This is a genomic window from Lacihabitans sp. CCS-44, assembly GCF_024343735.1.
In the GTDB taxonomy this organism is placed as follows: Bacteria; Bacteroidota; Bacteroidia; order Cytophagales; family Spirosomataceae; genus Leadbetterella.
In genome coordinates, this window is sequence record NZ_RJUE01000004.1 from 89,012 (window position 1) to 108,834 (window position 19,823).

At 32.1% G+C, this 19,823-nt stretch carries 16 protein-coding genes; 3 read left to right on the forward strand and 13 right to left on the reverse strand.

Features of this window, described 5'->3' with window-relative positions:
* The first annotated feature begins 45 nt into the window (after positions 1 to 45).
* Both EGI26_RS03995 and EGI26_RS04000 read left to right on the forward strand, forming a co-directional pair.
* Positions 46 to 1,560: a lipopolysaccharide biosynthesis protein gene (locus EGI26_RS03995; RefSeq protein WP_255076554.1), complete on the forward strand. Its 1,515-nt coding sequence runs from the start codon at positions 46 to 48 to the stop codon at positions 1,558 to 1,560.
* Between the two features lie 52 nt (positions 1,561 to 1,612).
* Complete coding sequence (locus EGI26_RS04000; protein ID WP_255076555.1) at positions 1,613 to 2,368, forward strand: class I SAM-dependent methyltransferase; 756 nt, start codon at positions 1,613 to 1,615, stop codon at positions 2,366 to 2,368.
* 9 nt (positions 2,369 to 2,377) lie between these two features.
* Here EGI26_RS04000 and EGI26_RS04005 read toward each other — a convergent pair whose 3' ends face one another.
* The 5 genes from EGI26_RS04005 to EGI26_RS04025 are packed head-to-tail and all read right to left on the reverse strand — an operon-like array spanning position 2,378 to position 8,493.
* Positions 2,378 to 3,598 carry a glycosyltransferase family 4 protein gene (locus EGI26_RS04005; RefSeq protein WP_255076556.1) on the reverse strand — a complete coding sequence of 407 codons (1,221 nt, stop codon included), beginning with the start codon at positions 3,596 to 3,598 and terminating at the stop codon, positions 2,378 to 2,380.
* Complete coding sequence (locus tag EGI26_RS04010) at positions 3,595 to 4,329, reverse strand: bifunctional 2-polyprenyl-6-hydroxyphenol methylase/3-demethylubiquinol 3-O-methyltransferase UbiG (protein WP_255076558.1); 735 nt, start codon at positions 4,327 to 4,329, stop codon at positions 3,595 to 3,597. The genes EGI26_RS04005 and EGI26_RS04010 overlap by 4 nt, the downstream gene beginning before the upstream one ends.
* Positions 4,330 to 4,333: 4 nt before the next feature.
* Entirely contained in the window at positions 4,334 to 5,542 is a 1,209-nt protein-coding gene (locus EGI26_RS04015) for a glycosyltransferase (protein WP_255076559.1), read from the reverse strand.
* 18 nt (positions 5,543 to 5,560) lie between these two features.
* A complete protein-coding gene (locus EGI26_RS04020; protein WP_255076561.1) occupies positions 5,561 to 6,382 on the reverse strand; it encodes a class I SAM-dependent methyltransferase in 822 nt (273 codons plus the stop codon).
* 5 nt (positions 6,383 to 6,387) lie between these two features.
* On the reverse strand, positions 6,388 to 8,493 hold the full coding sequence (locus tag EGI26_RS04025) for a YfhO family protein (protein ID WP_255076562.1): 2,106 nt from the start codon (positions 8,491 to 8,493) through the stop codon (positions 6,388 to 6,390).
* A 519-nt stretch (positions 8,494 to 9,012) separates the two neighbouring features.
* Here EGI26_RS04025 and EGI26_RS04030 point away from each other — a divergent pair.
* Complete coding sequence (locus EGI26_RS04030) at positions 9,013 to 9,774, forward strand: glycosyltransferase family 2 protein (protein ID WP_255076563.1); 762 nt, start codon at positions 9,013 to 9,015, stop codon at positions 9,772 to 9,774.
* Here EGI26_RS04030 and bshB1 read toward each other — a convergent pair.
* From bshB1 to EGI26_RS04070, 8 genes are all read right to left on the reverse strand, one after another.
* Complete coding sequence (gene bshB1, locus EGI26_RS04035; RefSeq protein WP_255076565.1) at positions 9,757 to 10,476, reverse strand: bacillithiol biosynthesis deacetylase BshB1; 720 nt, start codon at positions 10,474 to 10,476, stop codon at positions 9,757 to 9,759. The genes EGI26_RS04030 and bshB1 overlap by 18 nt on opposite strands.
* On the reverse strand, positions 10,476 to 11,696 hold the full coding sequence (locus tag EGI26_RS04040) for a M23 family metallopeptidase (RefSeq protein WP_255076566.1): 1,221 nt from the start codon (positions 11,694 to 11,696) through the stop codon (positions 10,476 to 10,478). Before EGI26_RS04040 ends, bshB1 begins: the two co-directional genes overlap by 1 nt.
* A 92-nt stretch (positions 11,697 to 11,788) precedes the next feature.
* Positions 11,789 to 12,916: a glycosyltransferase family 4 protein gene (locus tag EGI26_RS04045; RefSeq protein WP_255076567.1), complete on the reverse strand. Its 1,128-nt coding sequence runs from the start codon at positions 12,914 to 12,916 to the stop codon at positions 11,789 to 11,791.
* 2 nt (positions 12,917 to 12,918) lie between these two features.
* Complete coding sequence (locus EGI26_RS04050) at positions 12,919 to 14,001, reverse strand: DegT/DnrJ/EryC1/StrS aminotransferase family protein (RefSeq protein WP_255076568.1); 1,083 nt, start codon at positions 13,999 to 14,001, stop codon at positions 12,919 to 12,921.
* A gap of 53 nt (positions 14,002 to 14,054) precedes the next feature.
* Entirely contained in the window at positions 14,055 to 15,296 is a 1,242-nt protein-coding gene (locus tag EGI26_RS04055; RefSeq protein WP_255076570.1) for an ABC transporter ATP-binding protein, read from the reverse strand.
* Positions 15,297 to 15,309: 13 nt separating this feature from the next.
* On the reverse strand, positions 15,310 to 16,149 hold the full coding sequence (locus tag EGI26_RS04060) for an ABC transporter permease (RefSeq protein WP_255076571.1): 840 nt from the start codon (positions 16,147 to 16,149) through the stop codon (positions 15,310 to 15,312).
* A gap of 10 nt (positions 16,150 to 16,159) precedes the next feature.
* The gene (locus EGI26_RS04065; RefSeq protein WP_255076572.1) at positions 16,160 to 17,251 is read right to left on the reverse strand and encodes a hypothetical protein; all 1,092 of its coding nucleotides are present in this window, start codon (positions 17,249 to 17,251) and stop codon (positions 16,160 to 16,162) included.
* A gap of 2 nt (positions 17,252 to 17,253) precedes the next feature.
* Positions 17,254 to 19,755, reverse strand: coding sequence for an SLBB domain-containing protein (locus tag EGI26_RS04070; protein ID WP_255076573.1), 2,502 nt, complete (start codon positions 19,753 to 19,755; stop codon positions 17,254 to 17,256).
* Positions 19,756 to 19,823: the final 68 nt, after the last annotated feature.

A 19,823-nucleotide genomic window follows, 5' to 3' on the forward strand; every position in this document is an offset into this window, starting at 1 on the left:
TTTGTGTTCAAATTAAGATTACTTAAATACAGATTTAATTATTAAATGGGAATAATCATACGTCAAAGTGTTAAAAACTCTCTTGTTACTTACATTGGCGTAATAATCGGAACTATTAATGTTCTTTTTCTCTTTAATAAATTCCTCTCGACAGAACAGTTCGGTATTTATACTTTACTAACAAGCTATCCAATTGTTTTTGCAAGTATTTCTAATCTTGGGGCACCAAATATTTTAGTCAGGTTTTTTAATCGATTTAAGAATTCAGAAGAGAAACATAATGGAATATTAGGCAACTCTCTTTTCCTGTCCCTTACAGGATACTGTGTTTTTTTAGTACTATATTTTAGATCAAATTCTTTATTTGAAAATATTTACGGAAAGGAGTCTCCACTGTTAATAGAGTATTTTTGGGTATTCCCAATTTTTACCTTCTTCATTATACTCCAATCAAATCTGGAAGCCTACTGTAGAGTACATTTGCGGATTGTTTTTCCTGCAATTGTTCGTGAGATATTTCATAAGGGGTTTAATTCAATATTAGCCATTATATTTAGCTATCAGTTAATAAGTTTTAATCAATTGATTTTCGGTATGGTAATATCATTGTTGATTGGTGTTTTAGGGTATTTGTTTTACATAAAGTTCATATTGCATAGTTTATTTCTGAAATTGGATTTCAGTTTTGTAAAAAAGCCAATTTTTAAAGAAATATATTTATACGGATTCTGGATTTTTATAGCTGGAAGTGCAGCAAGTACACTTCCTCATATTGAGAAGTTTTTCCTTCCCGCTAATAAGGGAGGATTAGAACCGACAAGTATTTTTGCAATTGCACTAAATATAGCATTAGTTATATCAATACCAAGGAATGCGGTTGCAGCTATTAGCGAACCGCTAATAGCTGAATCTTGGAATCAAAATAATCTAAAAAATATTGAGGAAATTTATAAAAAATCATCTCTCAATTTACTCATTATTGGAGTTTTACTATTTTTAGGCATTTGGTGCAATGTCGAGAACATATTTAATATTATTCCTAATACTAATATCTATAGCAAAGGAAAGATAGTTGTTTTACTAGTTGGATTATATTGTCTAATAGATATGGCTACGGGACTTAATTCAGAAATGATAAGACATTCTACATTTTATAAATATGATTTTTATTTTTTTCTACTTCGATTTTCATTCCTAACATTTGCGAATATATATTTGATTCCGATTTATAGCTATGTGGGAGCAGCATGGGCAATGTTAGTTTCAGGGATTTTCTATAATGTGGTGAAATATATATTTATTTTCGTAAAGTTTAATATGCAGCCTTTTAGAGCTCAAACGATTTATGTTCTTTTATTAGGATTTTTTACATTTGCTGTTGCATCTATGGTCCCTTCATTTGGCAACAGTGTATTTATGAATTTACTCAATATTGTTGTCAGATCGTTTGTTATTTTGACCTTATTTGTTGGCGGTATCGCTTATTTCAAAATGTCAGATGAGTTGGATAAAATTTTTAATCAGTGTTATTCTATTTTTAGAAATAGATTTTTGAAATAAGTGAATTTTGTTAGATGATATAGGTGTTAATGAATTATTATTTTGTGCAAATATGAAAGTTGGAGTAAAAGATAATTATAAAGAAAGTTATAGCTCACAGTATAGCAAGGAAACCGAGGGATGGAGAGAGTTGGGAGCCATTAAGAAAGTGAAAAATATATTAGAAATTACAAAAGGATATATATTTAAAAGAGTCCTTGAGGTCGGAGCTGGGGACGGTAGTATTTTGAGATTTTTAAGTAATGAGGAATTTTCAAGTGAGCTTTATGCTGTTGAAATATCAAAAAGTGGATTATTACAAATAGAATCTAAAAAAATAAAAAATCTAGTTTCAGTTCAATTATTTGATGGTTACCAGTTACCTTTTGAAGATAAGTATTTTGATTTAGTTATACTAACACATGTTTTAGAACATGTAGAGCATGAGAGGTTGTTATTAAGAGAAATTCACAGGGTTACACAGAAACTTGTAATTGAGGTTCCTAAAGACTACCGATCTGGTGCAGAAAACAAAATAAAACATTTTTTGTCATATGGACATATCAATATTTATACACCAACTTTATTGAAGTTTTTACTACTAACAGAAAGGTTTAAAATTTTAAATGAATCGTATAAAATATATGATAAGGAAATTTATCTTTTTATGAAAAAAGACTTAATCACTAAATTGAAAGCATATTTGATATACTACGGAAAGCTGATTTTATCAAATGTTCCTTTAGATTACTTCAGATTTAAATTTATTAATACAATTACTTTGTTACTTGATGCAGAAAATGATGAAGTAGAAATTTTCAAGAGCTAGTCTAATTGCTCAAAACTTTTTAATTTGTCTAAAAGCTTTGATATAATTTTGGATAACGATATTTTCGTTGACTTCCTTTTTAATAATTTCTTGAGAGTATTCTCCCATTTTTGACCCCAGAGCTGGATTTACAAGGATTTTTTTAATTTTTTGTGATAAATCATTTACATTGTCGGTTTCAAAAATATATCCATTAACACCATTTTTGACTAAAACTTTTTCCGTTCCATCGCATTCAGAACAAATTATTGGCATTTTTAAACTCATTGCATCGTTAATTGATAGTCCACCAGTTCCAGCTAATACATATATAGTGGAACAAGAAAAGTATCTTGCAATTTCAATTGGATCGTATATACTTCCCACAAACTTTATGTTTGATTCAAGGTTTAAATCTTTTGCAAGTTTTGAGAGATTTTCTAGTTCAGGACCATCACCTAATACTAGTAACTCGATTTTTGGAAATTCTTCATAAAGTTTTTTTACTGAATCAATAAGAAGATGCACCTTTTTCCATTTTACTAACCTACCAATATGAATAATTCTGAAAGGATTCTTATCCAATTTTTGCTCTTCTTTAGACACTAACTCATAAGCTTGTAGAAAGTTTTCTGTAATAGGTGAGTTAAGTATCACATGAATTTTTTCTTTAGAAACACCATAGCTACCTAAAATGTCAAATGCTTCTGGTAAATAGCAAACATGACCGTCAGCTTTATTAAATTGGTATTTTCGGTACAATGTCAATAAGTAATACTTTAAGCTTGTTTTGAGACCTTTGACGGCTAATGGTTTTAGGTTTTCATCTAATATTTTATCCGGATTTTTATAATACTCCCAAGCTTTATTAAAATATGGCACTTGATAAGGAATTGATTTTTCAAATATTTTTATGTTTTTCTTTTTCAAGAAACTTAAGAGATTAAAATCTAGAAATATTGAAAGGGTATAAGGCCAAACTACGATGAGCAAATCAGGAAGATCTATTTCTAGCCTCTTTTTTAGTCCAACAATTTTTGGTTTTCCAAAAAGGTTTAAAGTTTCTTTAAGGGCAAACGTTTTAAAAAGTACATTTTTTTTATCTTGGTAAACATTTTTTCCTAAACTATGAGACTCATTTGATTCAGGATAATACACTATTATTTCTAAATTCTTATTAATAGAATTCAACTTATTTAACAGCAGTACATAATAATGTGGTAATCCTCCAAATAAAAAAGCCACTTTCATATTTTATCAGCCAAGATATAAATGTAAGGAGAAAAGTACCTTCCCTTAAATGGGACTAGCTTCAGACTTAAAGAAAAAAGTTTGATTAGTCTTTTTACAAAAGAGTTTTGAGGGGCAGTCGCCTCAAGCCAAACCATTGGTTTACCGTAATAATCAATTTCAATATTTTTGAGATCAAGCTCCTTGCAAATTTTTTTTAGAAACAATAAATTCATACTTTTTATGTTGTGAATATCATAGTTCTTTTTATCTAAATGTTTCTGAACTAGGCCATTAAGGCCTGTAAGATTTGGGAGTGTAATAAGTAGAATGCCATTTTTTTTAATTAAATCTACGTGTTTAGAAATAACATTTTTTGTGTCATCAAAATGTTCAATGAATCCAGAAGAAAAAACTACATCATAGAAATTATCATTAGAGTATGAAAAAAAATCGGTTTCAATTATTTCAATTTCTTCTCTTTTTATTCCATTTTTTTCAAAAAGGCCATTTATCACTTTTTCTGAAATAAAATAGTCCAGAAGTGTTGCCTTATATTTTTTGAATTTTGAGAAATAGATACTAAAACTACCAGGGAAACCGCCTATTTCAATAAATTTTTGGTTATTACTGCTATCTTTAATCCTTTCAAAAAGGCTCCTAAATTGATTTTCATTGGTAATTACCTCGGGACTATAAGTTTCCCAATATTTTTCCCATGTAGCTTTTTCGGTAAAGGTATCTTTAGACATTTGTTTAATTTGATAATAATCTTTTATAAAGATTTATATAATCGTTAGATATTTTCAAATAAGAATATTTCTGACGTGCGTCCAACGAAATACTTTCTTTTTTTTTACGAAATTCAGTTTTGTTTTCTACTGCCCAATCAAGTGCAGTAGCTAAATTTTCTTGTAAATCGCCATAATTTTTTACTAAAAAACCATTTTCCTTGTGTTGAATTAAATCACTTATCCCACCTATATCGAAAGATAAAACTGGAGTTCCGCAAGCTAATGATTCCATAATTGTGTTTGGCAAATTATCTTCTGATGAAGGGCAAACGAAAAAATCGGCTTTATTGTAAATTTTTATTAGCTCGGCCTCGTTACTTATGAATCCAAGCGTCTCATATGAACAATGTTTGGGTATATTTAGGGGAGTTTTAGACTTTCCAACCAAAATTAAGTGAATTGTATTATTTTTTTGATTGTTTAAAGCTGCTAAAAGTACATCAAGGCCTTTTCTCGGGTCGTTTAGATTTGCTGATGTAAATAAAAGAATTGTTTTATAATTCAGATTCTCATTTTTGTCAGGAATCGTGTATTTGAATTTATTTCCATTTATTGGATTAGGAATATTCAATATATTCTTATCATTTCCAATGGAGCTTTCTTTTGCAAGATCAGAAATCCATTTACTACAGCCTACAAGGTTAAGATTCTTGTTTTTAAAAATTTCTTCTTTAAAGGAATGTTGGTCAACAGAAATTTTATCCTTTTTGAGATAAATACACTTTTCACAATCCTTTTTAAACTCCTCACAACCGCGAGAATAGTGGCAGCCTCCAGTAAAAACCCACATGTCATGCATTGTCCAAACTATAGGTTTGTCTAGTTCAACTATTTTTTTGAGTTGTTGTAAACTTAAAAAGGCATTATTTGTCCAGTGAATATGAATTATGTCTGCTTCTAATATACTTTTATTCTTTGCTAAATTCCTTCCTATCAAAGAAGTTGAAAACTTGAAAATGTCATTTTTATTTTTGATTTTGAAATAAAGCAAACCTTTTTCAATAATTAACGAAGCTAAATTTTGTATTTTTTGGAGTATTCTGGTGTTAGTTTGATAAATCAGTTTTGTTTCAATATCAGGCTGGTAAAGATTAATAGACTCTATCAATCTTTGACATGCAATTGCTGCTCCACCGCCATTTTTAAAAGTATTTATAAAAACTAATTTCATCAAATGTTATTTTAAAAACTAGTTATAAGAAATTCCAATACCGCTCCCTACATACCAATGATCTTTTGGTATTTCTTGATAAAATAAAAATTTTCGATTACTGATCAACGAGAAATCTGCTAGTTTACTAGTACAATGCGAATTATCCCCTAAAATGATTGCTCCTTTTGAGAGTTTATTAGCAATAGTCATATATTCTTCAAATTCATAATTGGCTGAATGGTCACTGTCATTTATAAATAAGTCAATTGTTTCATTCAAAGATTTTAATGAAGTAATCGAATCTCCATAAATTATTGAGCCAACAGTTTTGAACTTGCCTTGTAAAAAGTAACCTGCATCTGGATTTATGTCTGTTCCATAGTATTTGCCTTCGAAACCATCTTCTTTGTTTTTTAATAAAGCCGAACAAATTACTAAGGAGCCTAATCCTTTATCAACGCCAGTTTCTATTACCACTTTTGGTCTAAGAATTCTAATGAAAGCATACCAACCTATTCTCCTGCCTAGTTTGACTTTTTTGTCTGCTACGTGTTTAAAATCTGAATTTTCAATGGCTTGCGAAATTATTTCAACTAAGTATTGATCGTTCTCTATTTCTTCTATGTATTTTTCAACTAAATTATATTCAGTGTTTGTTATAGCAGAGATAGTATGAATAAGTACCTTCCGGTTATCAGAAGTAATGTCATAAGTGAAATTTGTGTCCTCATTGGAATTTAAGCCCCACTTAAAAATTTGAAAATATCTGTAGTTAAAGTAATTTGAAGCAGCCCACATTCTGCGTACAAAATTCAGAAACCATATTTTTTTTAAAAACCGCAGTATTTTTTTCTTCATAACTTTTACTGATCCTTCTTCTTTTTTGTAATTATTATAGAAACTAAACCAATCAATATGAATGAAACTGAAGCGGCCAAGTCAATGAATTTACCCTTCTCTACCGATTCAGGTCTAAATTCAAAGGTGATTTCATGCTTTCCACTAGGTATTTCCATACCTCTGAGTATGTAATTTACTTTTTGATGCGAGACTTCCGCACCATCTAAGAAAGATTTCCAGTCTTTGTTTCCTCTATAATAAATTTCAGAAAAAACAGCAAATTGATTTGCTTTGGTACTAACAGAATATATCAATTTGTTTGGAGCGTAGGAGATAAGTTTAATATTATCTTCAACGGATGGTGTATATATATTAGCTTTTAATCCTTGATTTGATTGAGTTACTGCCGTAGTTCTTGGGTTTATTTTTTCTAAATAATTAAGTTCTTGATCGGCAGTCTCAATAACTTTTAAGGTGTCAATTAACCAAGCGTTTCCTAATACATCAGGGTTTTTTTGAACTATTGGTTGGTTTTGTTCATTATTACTAATCAAGTACTTAGTATTCAGCATATTCAAAATTTGAAAATTCAATTTTCCATCTTTTACCATCTGATAATCATAAAGTTCTTGTATTTTTTTTAGTTTAGCACCATGATATCCCCCAATTGATTTATGGAAATATGCATCTCTAGCATCTGACCAAAATGCTGTCGTTAGGTTTAGTACTCTATAATTTGGGTCCTTATCTTTCAATATTTCCAAATCTGCTGCAGAAGGTTCAATTACAACTTTTGCTTGTGATTTGTTCATAAAATCACTGTTGTTAAAATATCTTTTACCAACAGAAAATAGATCAAAAGTTATCAGTAGCAAAGTAATTATGCTGAAATAAGAGCTTGCAATTTTATTTTTTGTAAAGAAAAATATACTGGTTAGCATAATAAATATTAAGATTATGCCACGTATTATGTCATTAAATGCCAAATCTGCCCTATCAGATTGAAGAGCCACTAATACTCTATTTGAGAATTCAGATCCAAGAGAACCAGACAACGAAGTCTTGAAACCTTGATCATTTGGTCCTGAAAAATTTACCAGAGAGTACCCAATGAACATCAACCCAATTAAGATTGCAGCGGTATAAAGTGTTGGCCGCTTTATTTCATCCCAAGATTTTTTTTCTTCATTGAACAGATTTGAAAGGCAATTTGCAGCTCCCCATACCAATAAGAAGTGGACTATTGTCAACGACATTGTGACAGCTCTAAACTTATTGTAGCCTGGTAAGAAATCAAAAATAAAATTATTAAAAATAGGCAGGTTTTTACCTAGAGCCAACAATAAAAAGAATACAGCGAGCCCCAATATTGTCCATCTAAATTGATCTTTTGAGAGAAATAATCCCAAAGTAAATAAGAAAAAAATTAGGATACCAGAGTAGGCTGGTCCAGATGTAGAAGACTGCCCACCGAAATATAGTGGGAGTTGCTGTATGAATTGCTCCGACATACTCGGATCAACTCCTCCTGAAGTCAGTACTTTATACGTTTCCGATTTTTTAGTCAATGAACCCGCTGAACCTCCTCCCATTAAATTAGGAATAATTAGATTGAATGATTCATCTATTCCATAACTCCAACCAAAGGCATAATCTTTATCCAAACTATTTTCGCCAGAAGAAGAAGTTTTTAATTCTGAAATACCCCTTGTAGTTTCTTTGGAGTAAGTATATGCACTCCAAAGTCTTTGACCATTCATGCCAATGCCAATAAGTGCACTTATAAATAAAGCTAAAGCAACTTTATATATATCTTTTCCATTTTTGGCATTTATAAAATCAAATATCCGATATACTGAATATGCCAATAAAACAAAAAAGAAATAATAGGTGATCTGCAAATGATTTGCATACAATTCCAAAGCTAGAAATAGAGAGGTAACTATGGTTCCAGCCAAATACTTTTTGTTGAAAATTAGTATAAAACCTGCAAGTAAAGGAGGAGCATAGGCTAAAGCAACTATTTTTGCTAAATGTCCTGCTTCTGTGTATAGTAAATTGTATGTTCCCAATGCATATGCAATTGATGAAATAATTGATATGGCATTATTTTTATTTAAAGTTTTCATGAAAATGAAAAAACCAATCATTAATAGGAAAATTACATTCGCAGGAGCGGGGAGTAAATCATAAAAAAGCGGGCCGATCTTTGAAGACAAACTGTAAGGGTATCCTCCTGTAATCATAAAAGATGGCATACCCCCGAAAATCGAATTAGTCCACCAAGACCATGTTCCAGTTTTTTCGTGAAAATCTAAAAGTTCTTTAGAATTACCAATGTACATGTTTACATCATGCATTGATAAGACTTTGCCACTAAGTAGAGGGGTGAAATACAAAAAAATAATGAACAAAAATGATACAAGGGCTATTAGGTATGGTGTAATATTCTTCAGATTGAAATTACTTTTCATAAAGACTGATTTTAAATATTAGGATAGATGTTTTTTCAATATTTTGACACTAAAAATATGCCAAAGATAGCAAAATGTCTTCTTATTCACGATTTGTTCTTTAGGAATAGTTTTTTAGAGCTGGAATTAAAGTATTTGATGTAATTTTGTTCAAGAGTTTTTTTTATTTTAGCTATGCCATTTATATCCATTATCACCATTACCTACAATGCTCAAGATTACCTAGAGCGAACTTTGAAGAGTATTAGAAATCAGACGATTAATGATTTTGAATATCTTTTGATAGATGGTGGTTCAAAAGATGGAACAATGGAAATTGTTGAGAAAAATAAAGACCTATTCTCTGTTATAATTTCAGAAAGAGATAAAGGACTTTATGATGCCATGAATAAAGGTTTGTCAAAAGCAAAAGGTGATTATGTGTGGTTTATGAATGCTGGAGATGAAATAGCAGAAACCGACGCAGTCGAAAAATTGAAGGTTTTGAGTAAAAAAAAAACAGATATTATTTATTCTGATACCATTTTAGTGAGTAATAAGGGTGATTTTGTTGGACTAAGATCTGACATTTTGCCACATAAAATACCTGAAAAGCTTACTTGGGAGGGATATAATAAGGGTATGTTGATTTGTCATCAGTCATTCATTGTAAGACGAAATTTGACACCAAAATACATCGAGAATAATCTGAGTGCTGATATTGATTGGGAAATAAAATGTTTAAAACAGGCAAATAGCACTGTAAAGTATCCAGGTATTTTAGCAAAATATTTAGAAGGAGGCACTTCTCATCAACAGCTTTTTAAATCTTGGAGAGACCGATATTTGGTGCTTAAAAGTCACTTTGGACTTTTGCCAAATATTTTGAATCACCTCAAAATCATCTTTAGAGCAGATATTTTTAATATTTTTAGGATATCAAAGTATATCAAATAAATTGTTTACAGCTATAGTTTTTGTCTTTGTAAAACCTTCTCCATATTTAGCTCCAATCTTGTGCCCCATTTCTCTTGACCTCGCTTCTATGAAATCTATAAACTCAGCAGATGAGATATAACTAGCAGGCTCAGGGGAGTTTGGGTCAAAAAATTGACTTTTAAAAGCTTTTATTGATGCTACTTTGGTCTCCCAATATCCAGAAATATCTACTACAAAATCAGGTTCAATATACCTGTCTTGAATATAATGAAATACGTTTTTGGGTCTCCAAGCTGATTGTTCTTCACCGTTTTGATCAAATGTTTTTATCATTCTTAGCCCGCTATAAAAACAAGCATCGATTGCTAACTGTGCAGCTCTGCCATGATCTGGGTGGCGATCTTCGACAGCATTTGCTAGTATTATTTCAGGCTGATATTTCCTTATGGCTTTGATTAATTCCAATTGGTGTTCTTCATCGTTCTTGAAAAAACCATCCCTTAATCCTAAATTTTCTCTTGCACAAAGAGTCAGAATATTTTTAGAGTCATTAGCTTCTTTGAGTCTTATTTCTGCAGTGCCTCTTGTACCTAACTCACCAGCAGTAAAATCAACAATCGCTACTTTTCTGCCTAATTCTATGTGCTTGAGGATTGTCCCAGAGCAACTTAGCTCTGCGTCATCTGGATGTACAGCAAATACTAATATATCAACTTTCATTATTTCACTCTCAATTTTAGGCCAACAAACAGTTTTTTGTAGGCACTTATTTTGTTTAATCTACAGATTTCACCAACTGAGGAGTGAAATTTTCGTGCTATTTCAGTTAAATTATCTCCATGCCTAACAGTATACCATACTTTCTTCTCAACTTTTACAGGCACTTCTTCCTCTTCTTCTATTTCTTCTTCTATGTCTTCTGCCGTACCGCTGCTTTGTATAGAAGTGGGCTCAGCAATAATATTTGTTGGCCTAGAAGAGCCACCTCTTAGGTAATCAAATATTTTGGGAGATAATACAAATTCTGAACTTCTAAGTTCCATCGGATTGGATCTGAAATTGTAGATATTTTCTGGATCAAATTGATTGCCTTCAAATCTTGTTTCATAGTGTAAATGAGAACCTGAACTCCTCCCCGTGTTTCCTCCTTTACCAATTTCCTCTCCCGCTTTTATGAAAGTTCCCGGCTCATAATTAAATTTTGACAAATGACCGTAAAGAGTTTCTATTCCATTATAATGTCTCAGGATAATTGTTCTGCCATAGCCCGAGTGTACACCTGATATTCTAACTACACCGTCAAAAGGAGCATATACTTTATCTCCAGTTTCTAAGTCTAAGTCGGTACCTTTATGCCACCTTCTATTTCTCCAACCAAAATGCGAAGTAACCAAGCTTTTATCTAATACAGGAGCCCAATTACGTCCTTCGCTTACATTATATAAGGTAATGGGTACTAGCTCCTCAAAGCCCTTTGGGTCAATTCCATAAGGATCGAGCGTTTTGGTATCCCAAACAGAATAATAGGATGCAATTTCTACCATCTTGTCAGCACCTTGAAACTGAGCGTCTTCTTCTATTTCCACAACTAAAAGCTCACCCTCGTCAATGCTTGAAGTGTCTTCATGAACGATTTGATTTAATTCTCTCAATGGTTCTGTTTTGATGCCCTCAAGACCTTTTGAAGATGCATTTTCAGTATTCGGTACTTTGTTACTGTTGTTGTTTTCGTATTGATTTGAGAAACGAAGTTTAGGTTCATCTTCAAATGTAAAATCAAATTCATCATTTGTTTTTTCCTTTCCGTCTTTTGGAGTAATGGTGGATTTGGAATTTTTGGGAATTTTTGGAGCATTTAATATTTTCCCTTTTTCTTTTTGAGCAACGGCTGAAAACGTAAATAATACACAAAGAAAAAAAATGCTTATAGGTAACTTCATAATAATCTTTTTAAAAATAAAACTTTGAAATCATTAGATTATAACTGTTTTGATAAAAAAAAATTGTCATTCCAGTTTAATCATGACTTTATTTAAACAACTTCATTAAAAATGGATTCAATTTTCTTTATTGAAATTTCGAAGCTGTAGTTAGTTAAAACCTTACTTTTTGATTTTTCTCCAAGAGATTTTATCATTTGTTGGTCAAGACTAATTATTTGATTTACCATTTGCTGAACATCTAAATATTCAACTTTAAAGCCACAGCTTTCGTCAATAAATTCGTCAACACCGCCTGTATTTTTAAAGCCCAAAATAGGTTTTTCACACAATGCCGCTTCTAATACCACTAGAGGAAAAGGGTCTTCTCTGGAACTAACCAGAAAAATGTCGCAACTATCAATAATTTCAACGGCTTCACTTGTTGGGCTTATCCATTTAATCTCATTTTTTATGCCAAGTTTTGTTGCATCATAGTCTAGTTGAAAGAAAAGATCTCCTTCACTTTTAATTCCAATCCAAACAAAGCCAAATTTTTTACTCTTTTTTAAAGTAGCAGAAGCAATCTGTAGAAAAATATCCGGAGCCTTTCTCCAATCGGCATTTCCACATGCACAAATCCATATTTTATCAAAACCTAGCCCATATTTTTCTTTTATAGCTACTTTATCGGTATTCTTTGAAGTTTCGATTACTTGCCTATTCTCCACAAATGAATGGACAACTCGTATATTTTTTGAATTTCTAAATTCTTGCAAATTATCTGCTACTGCTTGAGAGCATGCGATAATCTTGTTCGAGTAATTAAATAGATTATCGAGGGAGTTTGGAGAGCCATACTGAGCTATAGAATATTGCAACTCATGAATATGGCTCACAATTGGAGCTTCGAATGTTTTTGAAAGTTCTGGCAATAAGTCAACACTTGCAATGGTATTAATGTAAATCAAGTCAATGGTGTGTCCTATTCGTATTTCTTGTATTACATTCTGTCGTTTCTTAAAAAAAGATTTTCTATGTGAAGAGGAATTAACATTAAAATAATATACTTGAAACAGATCATTAAATTCTTCTTTTAGACTTCCCCAATCGTTTATCGCTAAAAGTATAATTTCTATACCATTTTGCTTAAAATACTTCATAATGCTCAATAAATAGAGCTGTGCACCAGCTCTATTGGTGTCATGACTAACAAAAAGTATTTTTTTTATTTTCTTCAAAATCAAAAAATTGAGTTTATGATTTTACAAATTTTTTCAACTATTTGATGTTCCAAATCTGGATAGAGTGGGAGTGAGAGTACCCTGCAAGAAATATCCTCACTTATTGGGCAGCTTTGATATTCAGCCAAATATTGAAGTTTATTGAGCGATGGATAAAAATATCGTCTTGGGTAAATATTTTCTTTGTTTAGGGCCTCTATAATTTTAGAGGTAATTTCTGAACTCTCTAATACTATTGGATAGTATGCAAAATTATAAACCAAATTCTGATGTTTTTCGGTCGGCTTGTAGAGATGTTTCCAGTTGAGTAAGCCATCATAGATTCTGAAAATTCTTTCTCTGCCAGATATTATATTTGAGAGATGGTTGAGATTACATAGTCCCATTGCAGCATGGAACTCAGAATTCTTTCCATTTATGCCAGCTATATAATAATTGTCTAAAATATGGCCAAAACTCCTAAGTAATTTTACTTTTTCATGGATTTCTTTGGTGTGGCATACAATTGAACCTCCTTCTACTGTATGAAAAACTTTTGTAGAATGAAAACTACAAGTTGATATATCACCATATTCCAAAAGTGATTTACCCATATATTTGACTCCAAATGCATGAGCTGCATCATAAATCACTTTCAAATTGTATTTTTTTGCAATTTTATCTATTTTTTCAACATCACAAGGGTTTCCATAAACATGTGTAGCTAAAATTGCTGAGGTATTTTTAGTTATTGATGCTTCTATTAAATCTGCATTGATATTTAAATCATGGGCATTTATATCCACAAAAACTGGTTGAAGATTTTCCCAAATTATAGAAGTGGTAGTGGCACAGTAAGAAAATGGCGTTGTGATGATTTCACCTTTTAATTCTAACGCTTTTATAGCAATCTGCAGTGCTATTGTGCCATTTCCAAGAAAAGAGAAGTATTCTGTATTCAGGTATTTAGAAATCTTTCCTTCAAGATCAACTACTAATGGTCCATTATTTGTAAGCCAGCTAGCTTCCCAAATCTCTGAAAGATATACTTGATATTCTTCCTTAGGGGGTAAAAATGATTTTGTAACGTTTATCCTTTCCAAACCTTTTCGATTTTTTTACAATACTAGCCTAAAATTCAAATGTAAAATATGATTTATAGCAATTCTTTCTGGACAGAATTTACGGAAATCATTTTTGGCCTAACCGCTCCTGGCCATTTTCCATACCAATCCGTACCCTCTCTGTAATCTAAGATATCAAATGCCAAGGCATCTTCAAAGAAAAATACTGGAGCCAATCTATCCTTTACAATCATTGCTGAAATATAATAAGACCCATCATTTAGGAAATCTCCAGGAATATCACACTCAACTCTAACAATTCCTTGTTGATAAAATTTAGCATCATCTCCGATATTAAATATGCACTCTCCAGTCATACTGTACAGGAAAATACTCACATTAAGTTCTGCATTATCCATCATATTCCAATACTCAAATACCATTTTTAGAGGTGTGCGTGTATCGAAGTTATCTGTAAGTATTTCTTGATTTGGCGTCAGACTTATCGTTTTTATTCTAACTTGGTCGTTGCCAGGTGCTTCATCAGGTGTAGCCCAATTTTGTTTTAACTGAAATTTTGAAACAGTTTTAACATATTCGTTGACAACTTCGTCAATTTTTCCTGACTTTATTAATTCTCCGTTTCTTAAGTAGGCACCTTTGTTGCAAAGCCCTTGAACAGCGGTGAGATTGTGGCTAACAAAAATCAAAGTTCTACCACTGTTAGATACATCTCTCATTTTGCCAATACTTTTCTTTTGGAAGTCAGCATCACCCACAGCCAATACTTCGTCTACTACCAATATCTCAGGTTCTAAGTGTGCTGCTATGGCGAAGCCTAACCTTACGTACATTCCTGACGAATAGCGTTTTACAGGAGTATCTATGAATTTACTAATTCCCGCAAAATCCACAATCGCGTCAAAATGCTTTACTATTTCAGATTTTTGCATACCTAAAATAGCTCCGTTTAAGAATATATTCTCTCTTCCTGTTAACTCTGGATGAAAACCTGTACCTACTTCTAATAAGCTTGCCATTCTACCTTTAACCTTTACTATTCCATTGGTAGGTTCTGTAATTTGGCTCAAAACCTTCAGCAAAGTTGATTTTCCTGCACCATTAGCTCCAACTAAACCAAGTCTATCGCCTTGTTTCACTTCTAGATTAATGTCTTTTAATGCCCAAAAATCTTCTTTTTTATTGTGGTTTTTTGAAGGCTTAAATATTGAGTTAGACCAACGAGTAACTGTGTCTCTCAAATCATCTGTTGAGTTTCCCTTTTGGTTGAGTTGATACCTCTTCGAAACATTTTCTATGCTAAGTACGGTCATTTATTAAATCGAATTAAATATGGTCAACAAAAGAGTTTTCGTGTTTTCTGAAAAATCTGATTGAATAGAAAAAAGTAAAGATTATGAATAAAATCAATGGAATAAAACTGTCCCAATTAAAATTTGCAAAATCATCAAGCATACACCATCTGAGTGCATCTATACATCCTGTTACCGGATTAAGCACGAAAAGTTTGTAATACCATGCATGATCTGTTGATTTTACACTTTCTGTCAAATAACCAACAGGAGAAATAAAATATCCAAATTGAATAACGAAAGGTATGATTTGACCAATATCTCTAAATTTTACATTTAAAACTGCGGAAATCAAACCAATACCAAACGCAGCCATAAAAGTAAGCAGAATAAAAAATGGAACTAGAAATAGCTTCCAATCTGGTAAAAATTGATACCAAATACATATAATAAAGAATAAAAAAATAGATATTAGAACATCTACAAGTCCTAGGAAAATAGTAGATAGTGGGATTATAAGCCTAGGGAAGTATACTTTAGAGACTAGGTTTGAGTTTAAGACAATGCTCTGACTCAATGCTTGCAAGGACTGCGAAAAAAACAACCAAATAATTACTCCGGGGGCTACCACTAGTGTAAATGGAATAGCTGTATTTGTATCTAACTTTCCTATTTTTCCAAAAGCAAAAGCCATCACTATCATGGTTATTAAGGGTCTGATAACACTCCAGCCAATACCCAAAACAGTTTGTTTGTATTTAACCAATATATCTCTTTTGGCTAAAATCCAAAAAAGCTCTTTAAAGTCCCAAATTTCATTAAGGTAGTCGGTTATGGATTTTTTTGCAGTAATTATTCGCTCCTTTGAATTCATATAATAATTTTCAATTGCTATTTTCTGACATTACATCAAGATATGTTTTTCGGATGGTAATAATAAATATCATCGCCACCATTGCTATTAATCCACTTAGTCGAGTACTAAATCCTGTTTTTTTGATTACGGAAAGTGGCAACCTAACAGGCTCCAAAACTGTAAAAATAGGCGTTTGTTCTATAATCAACCTATTGAGGCTTTCAACATTAGCTAGCTGAGTATAATACTGATTCGAGAGATATGTGTTATCTCTTGATATTTGCTGTTGCTTCATTATCCCTGATGGGTCAACAACATTTGGATTATCGAAAGTTAGCCTAGCAATCCTTTTGTCATTATATTTCATAGCATATGCTAAACTGTCCAAACGACCTTCTTGCACTCTCAAAATTTGCCTAGTCTTTTTGGTTTTCATATCTCTGTAAAAATCCTCGGTGGCTCCCATCAAAGTTTCTATCCAGTCTTTGGTTAGTTTTTCGTTAGAGGTTGTAGAATAAATACTTATTAGACTAGAATTTTTGTCTGGTTCAACTCTTGTTACATTATATAATTTTGTATAAATGTCAGCCAAAATTTGATTCTCATAAGGGGTAAAGTCTGCTATGTTTTTCTTTTTAAATCTATATGCTGTATAAGGCGAAGGCCCTCTAAATAAGTTTCCAGCCCATTCTTTGCGTTTAATGTCGCTGCTATCAATAAAATAATTGATAAACAAATCTTTACGGTCTCCAATCTTCACTTCTCTCATGAATGCATTCTGAAAAACATTTCCCGAAAGAATTATTGCTTCAAAATTTGAAGATGCAAGTAAGCTACCTCCTTGTGCTTGACCAGCACCTGCCCCTAAGCCAAAAGCCGAAGCAAACCCACCTAATTGATTTTGAGAACCACCCCCCTCTAGTTCTAAGTGGAATGTTATTTGTCCACTGTATGTGTCCTCAGAATCTAAAAAAGTATTATTTATAGTATCATAAATTGACCCTGTAATTAAAGCCACTAATAATATCTGCCAATTGTTTCCAAGAAATTTAAAGTACTTAAAAACAGAAAGGAAAAACTCTTTGGTTGAAACTTGATCTACTTTTATATTTTGATCCATTCTTAATTTTGGTTGAGTTTTAAGAATCCGAAAATTGTAATTATTGTAGTAAGGGTGGCACTCAATGTAGCCACCAAGCCTCCAAATTGAGCTATTTGGGCTTGTGTATTCTCCGTTTTTCCAGGAATGATGATTTCACTTCCTGGCTCAACTTTGGGGTGTATCTTCACGAAAATAAACTTCCTTGTTCTGTCAACAGAACCATTTGGATAAATTACAAAAGCCTTGCCACGAGCAGATTTTTTCGTAAAACCACCAGACTTCGATACATAATCGATGAACTTCAGTTCTGGGTGGTATTTAACAGTTGTTGGGTATAATATTTCACCTTCTATTCTTACGGTTTGGAGCTTTTTTGGAATGTTTATTTCGTCTCCATCTTGAAGAATGAGGTCTTCTACCGAACCTGGGTTTTTCAGGATTTTTTCCAAGTCAATTCCTACAGACTCAGTAATTATATTGTCTATTACTTCACCTTCTTCAGTAAGTTCTGGCTCTTCATTTTCAAGATCTTCAGTTACAGTTTTAACTTTAACATTTATGTTGAGATTGTTCAGGACTTCTTCTCTTTGAGTTTTTTGGAAATCACTTATTAGTGTCTTCCTAACCAATGTTGCTCCCTTTATGTAGGCTTGTGGAGATAATCCACCCGCTCTTGATATTAAGTCAGAGATTTTTTCATCCTTATATTTGATACCGTATATACCAGGGTAAATTACTTCTCCTTTGGTAGATGCAAAGTTTTGTTTTTCATAGTTAGGTGAGGTTCTTACGAAAACTTCGTCATAGGGGAGCAGTTTTACACTTTCACTTTTTGAGTCAAAACTTAAATCAGGACGAATTTCAAACTCAATTATATCTGAAATTTGGGCGTCAATTTGTTTGGCATCCACGTTACGTTTCCTTCTTACAATCTCAATTTTTGATAAAGATGCAGCTTCTGTTAATCCCCCAACTTTTACAATTAAATCTTGGATAGTCATTTCCTTAATGTAGGGAACTTCTACACCTATCAATGCGTCAGGATTGTTTATTGCTCCTTGGATTTTCACAAATGAAGTTTCTGTTAAATCGAAAATGCTCGGAATAATTATTCTATCCATCCTTTTTAGTGGCTGATCTGCACTTTTTCCAGTCTTAATGTCCAAGAGATTCACGGTTACATTCGAAATTGATAAATCGTCATTGGTTCTAATAATATTGACTCTACCTTGCAATGACTCTTCTTTTAATCCCTCGGCTGAATTAATCAAAGTTAGCAAGGTTGGGTTTGAATCTAAAGAATATTCTCCCGGTCGATAAATGGCTCCTTGTATTGAAATTAGGTTTTCAAACCTATCTAATATTTTTTCCACTACTATAGAGTCTCCACTGTAAACAGGGCTAGATTTAAAGTCTAAGTTTTTAATATCTATTATTCGTTTTTCTTTTGAAGTGTTTCTATAAATTTTTACTCTTTCTGAATAGGCATACTGATCAAAACCTCCAGCAAAGGTTATCACTGTATTTAAATTTTCATTAGGTAAAACTTCAAAAAGGCCCTTTCTTTTTAAATTTCCTTCCATAGCTATTCTTGAAATGTATGGACCCACTTGTATAATATCTTGGTCTTTCAGAAGCATATCTCCTTTTGAAAAACCCTTAGTAATGACATCGTACAAATCAAGGGTGCTTACCACACGGTTGTTCCTAATTAATTTTATATCTCTATAAGTACCGATATCATTTGGTCCACCACATGCATACAATGCATTTAAAAGACTTGTAAAAGACGTAACTGTATAAGTTCCTGGGGCTACAACCTCACCAGTTATTTTTATTTTTATAGACCTGTATCCAGTTAGAGAGACTTTTAAAAATGTGTTTGCTGGATAGCCACTCCCACCGTTTAAACCCAAAAAAATCTTTGAGAATGCATTTTTTATTTTCTTTTCAGCCTCTTCTATATTTAGACCAGAAACATTAACAACACCAGCTTTTTCTAAAACAATGAATCCATCAGGATTTACAGTTGCAGTTTGTTTAAATTGGGAATATCCATAAATGTCCATAACAATCTTGTCTCCAGCACCTAAAACATAATTGTTTGGGGTGGCAATATTTACAGTAGCACTTGGGTCAAATTTTGAATTAGTAAAAATAGAGCTTCCAAATGTTCTTTTAATTATGGTCTTTTTTGCCAGATCCACCGAAAGTTCGGCCTCTTTTTCAAGCCTTTGTTTCTCTTCGGTTTGCATTGCTTCTTCATCTGCGGGAGTAAGTTCAATATCCCGGGTATTAGCAGGAGCATTAATAGGTGTCCTATTTAAGGTATTAGTTCTGTTGTTTGTAGCAGTTTTTTCTTTAGTTGTTGTCGGAGTGTTTGTTTGAGTTGGAACTGTTGCCGGTAATTGATTAGCAGGTATAGTTTGGGCAAAAATGGTGTTTTTTATAGCAATTTGTATTAATATTAATACGAGTGCTTTTGCTATTGGATTTGTCTTCCTAAATTTGGGAGATTTCATAAATTAAAAATTTGCTCTTTCTAGGTTTTGCTTGTTAAATCGCAAAATTAACAGAAGAATTTTGGTTA

Excerpts from the sequence above, each read along its gene's own strand:
- EGI26_RS04055 (WP_255076570.1), bottom strand. The coding sequence starts at position 15,296 with ATGACCGTACTTAGCATAGAAAATGTTTCGAAGAGGTATCAACTCAAC.
- EGI26_RS04065 (WP_255076572.1), bottom strand. The coding sequence starts at position 17,251 with ATGGATCAAAATATAAAAGTAGATCAAGTTTCAACCAAAGAGTTTTTC.
- bshB1 (WP_255076565.1), bottom strand. The coding sequence starts at position 10,476 with ATGAAAGTTGATATATTAGTATTTGCTGTACATCCAGATGACGCAGAG.
- EGI26_RS04010 (WP_255076558.1), bottom strand. The coding sequence starts at position 4,329 with ATGTCTAAAGATACCTTTACCGAAAAAGCTACATGGGAAAAATATTGG.
- EGI26_RS04025 (WP_255076562.1), bottom strand. The coding sequence starts at position 8,493 with ATGAAAACTTTAAATAAAAATAATGCCATATCAATTATTTCATCAATT.
- EGI26_RS04060 (WP_255076571.1), bottom strand. The coding sequence starts at position 16,149 with ATGAATTCAAAGGAGCGAATAATTACTGCAAAAAAATCCATAACCGAC.
- EGI26_RS04030 (WP_255076563.1), top strand. The coding sequence starts at position 9,013 with ATGCCATTTATATCCATTATCACCATTACCTACAATGCTCAAGATTAC.
- EGI26_RS04015 (WP_255076559.1), bottom strand. The coding sequence starts at position 5,542 with ATGAAATTAGTTTTTATAAATACTTTTAAAAATGGCGGTGGAGCAGCA.
- EGI26_RS03995 (WP_255076554.1), top strand. The coding sequence starts at position 46 with ATGGGAATAATCATACGTCAAAGTGTTAAAAACTCTCTTGTTACTTAC.
- EGI26_RS04020 (WP_255076561.1), bottom strand. The coding sequence starts at position 6,382 with ATGAAGAAAAAAATACTGCGGTTTTTAAAAAAAATATGGTTTCTGAAT.
- EGI26_RS04005 (WP_255076556.1), bottom strand. The coding sequence starts at position 3,598 with ATGAAAGTGGCTTTTTTATTTGGAGGATTACCACATTATTATGTACTG.
- EGI26_RS04040 (WP_255076566.1), bottom strand. The coding sequence starts at position 11,696 with ATGAAGTTACCTATAAGCATTTTTTTTCTTTGTGTATTATTTACGTTT.
- EGI26_RS04070 (WP_255076573.1), bottom strand. The coding sequence starts at position 19,755 with ATGAAATCTCCCAAATTTAGGAAGACAAATCCAATAGCAAAAGCACTC.
- EGI26_RS04000 (WP_255076555.1), top strand. The coding sequence starts at position 1,613 with ATGAAAGTTGGAGTAAAAGATAATTATAAAGAAAGTTATAGCTCACAG.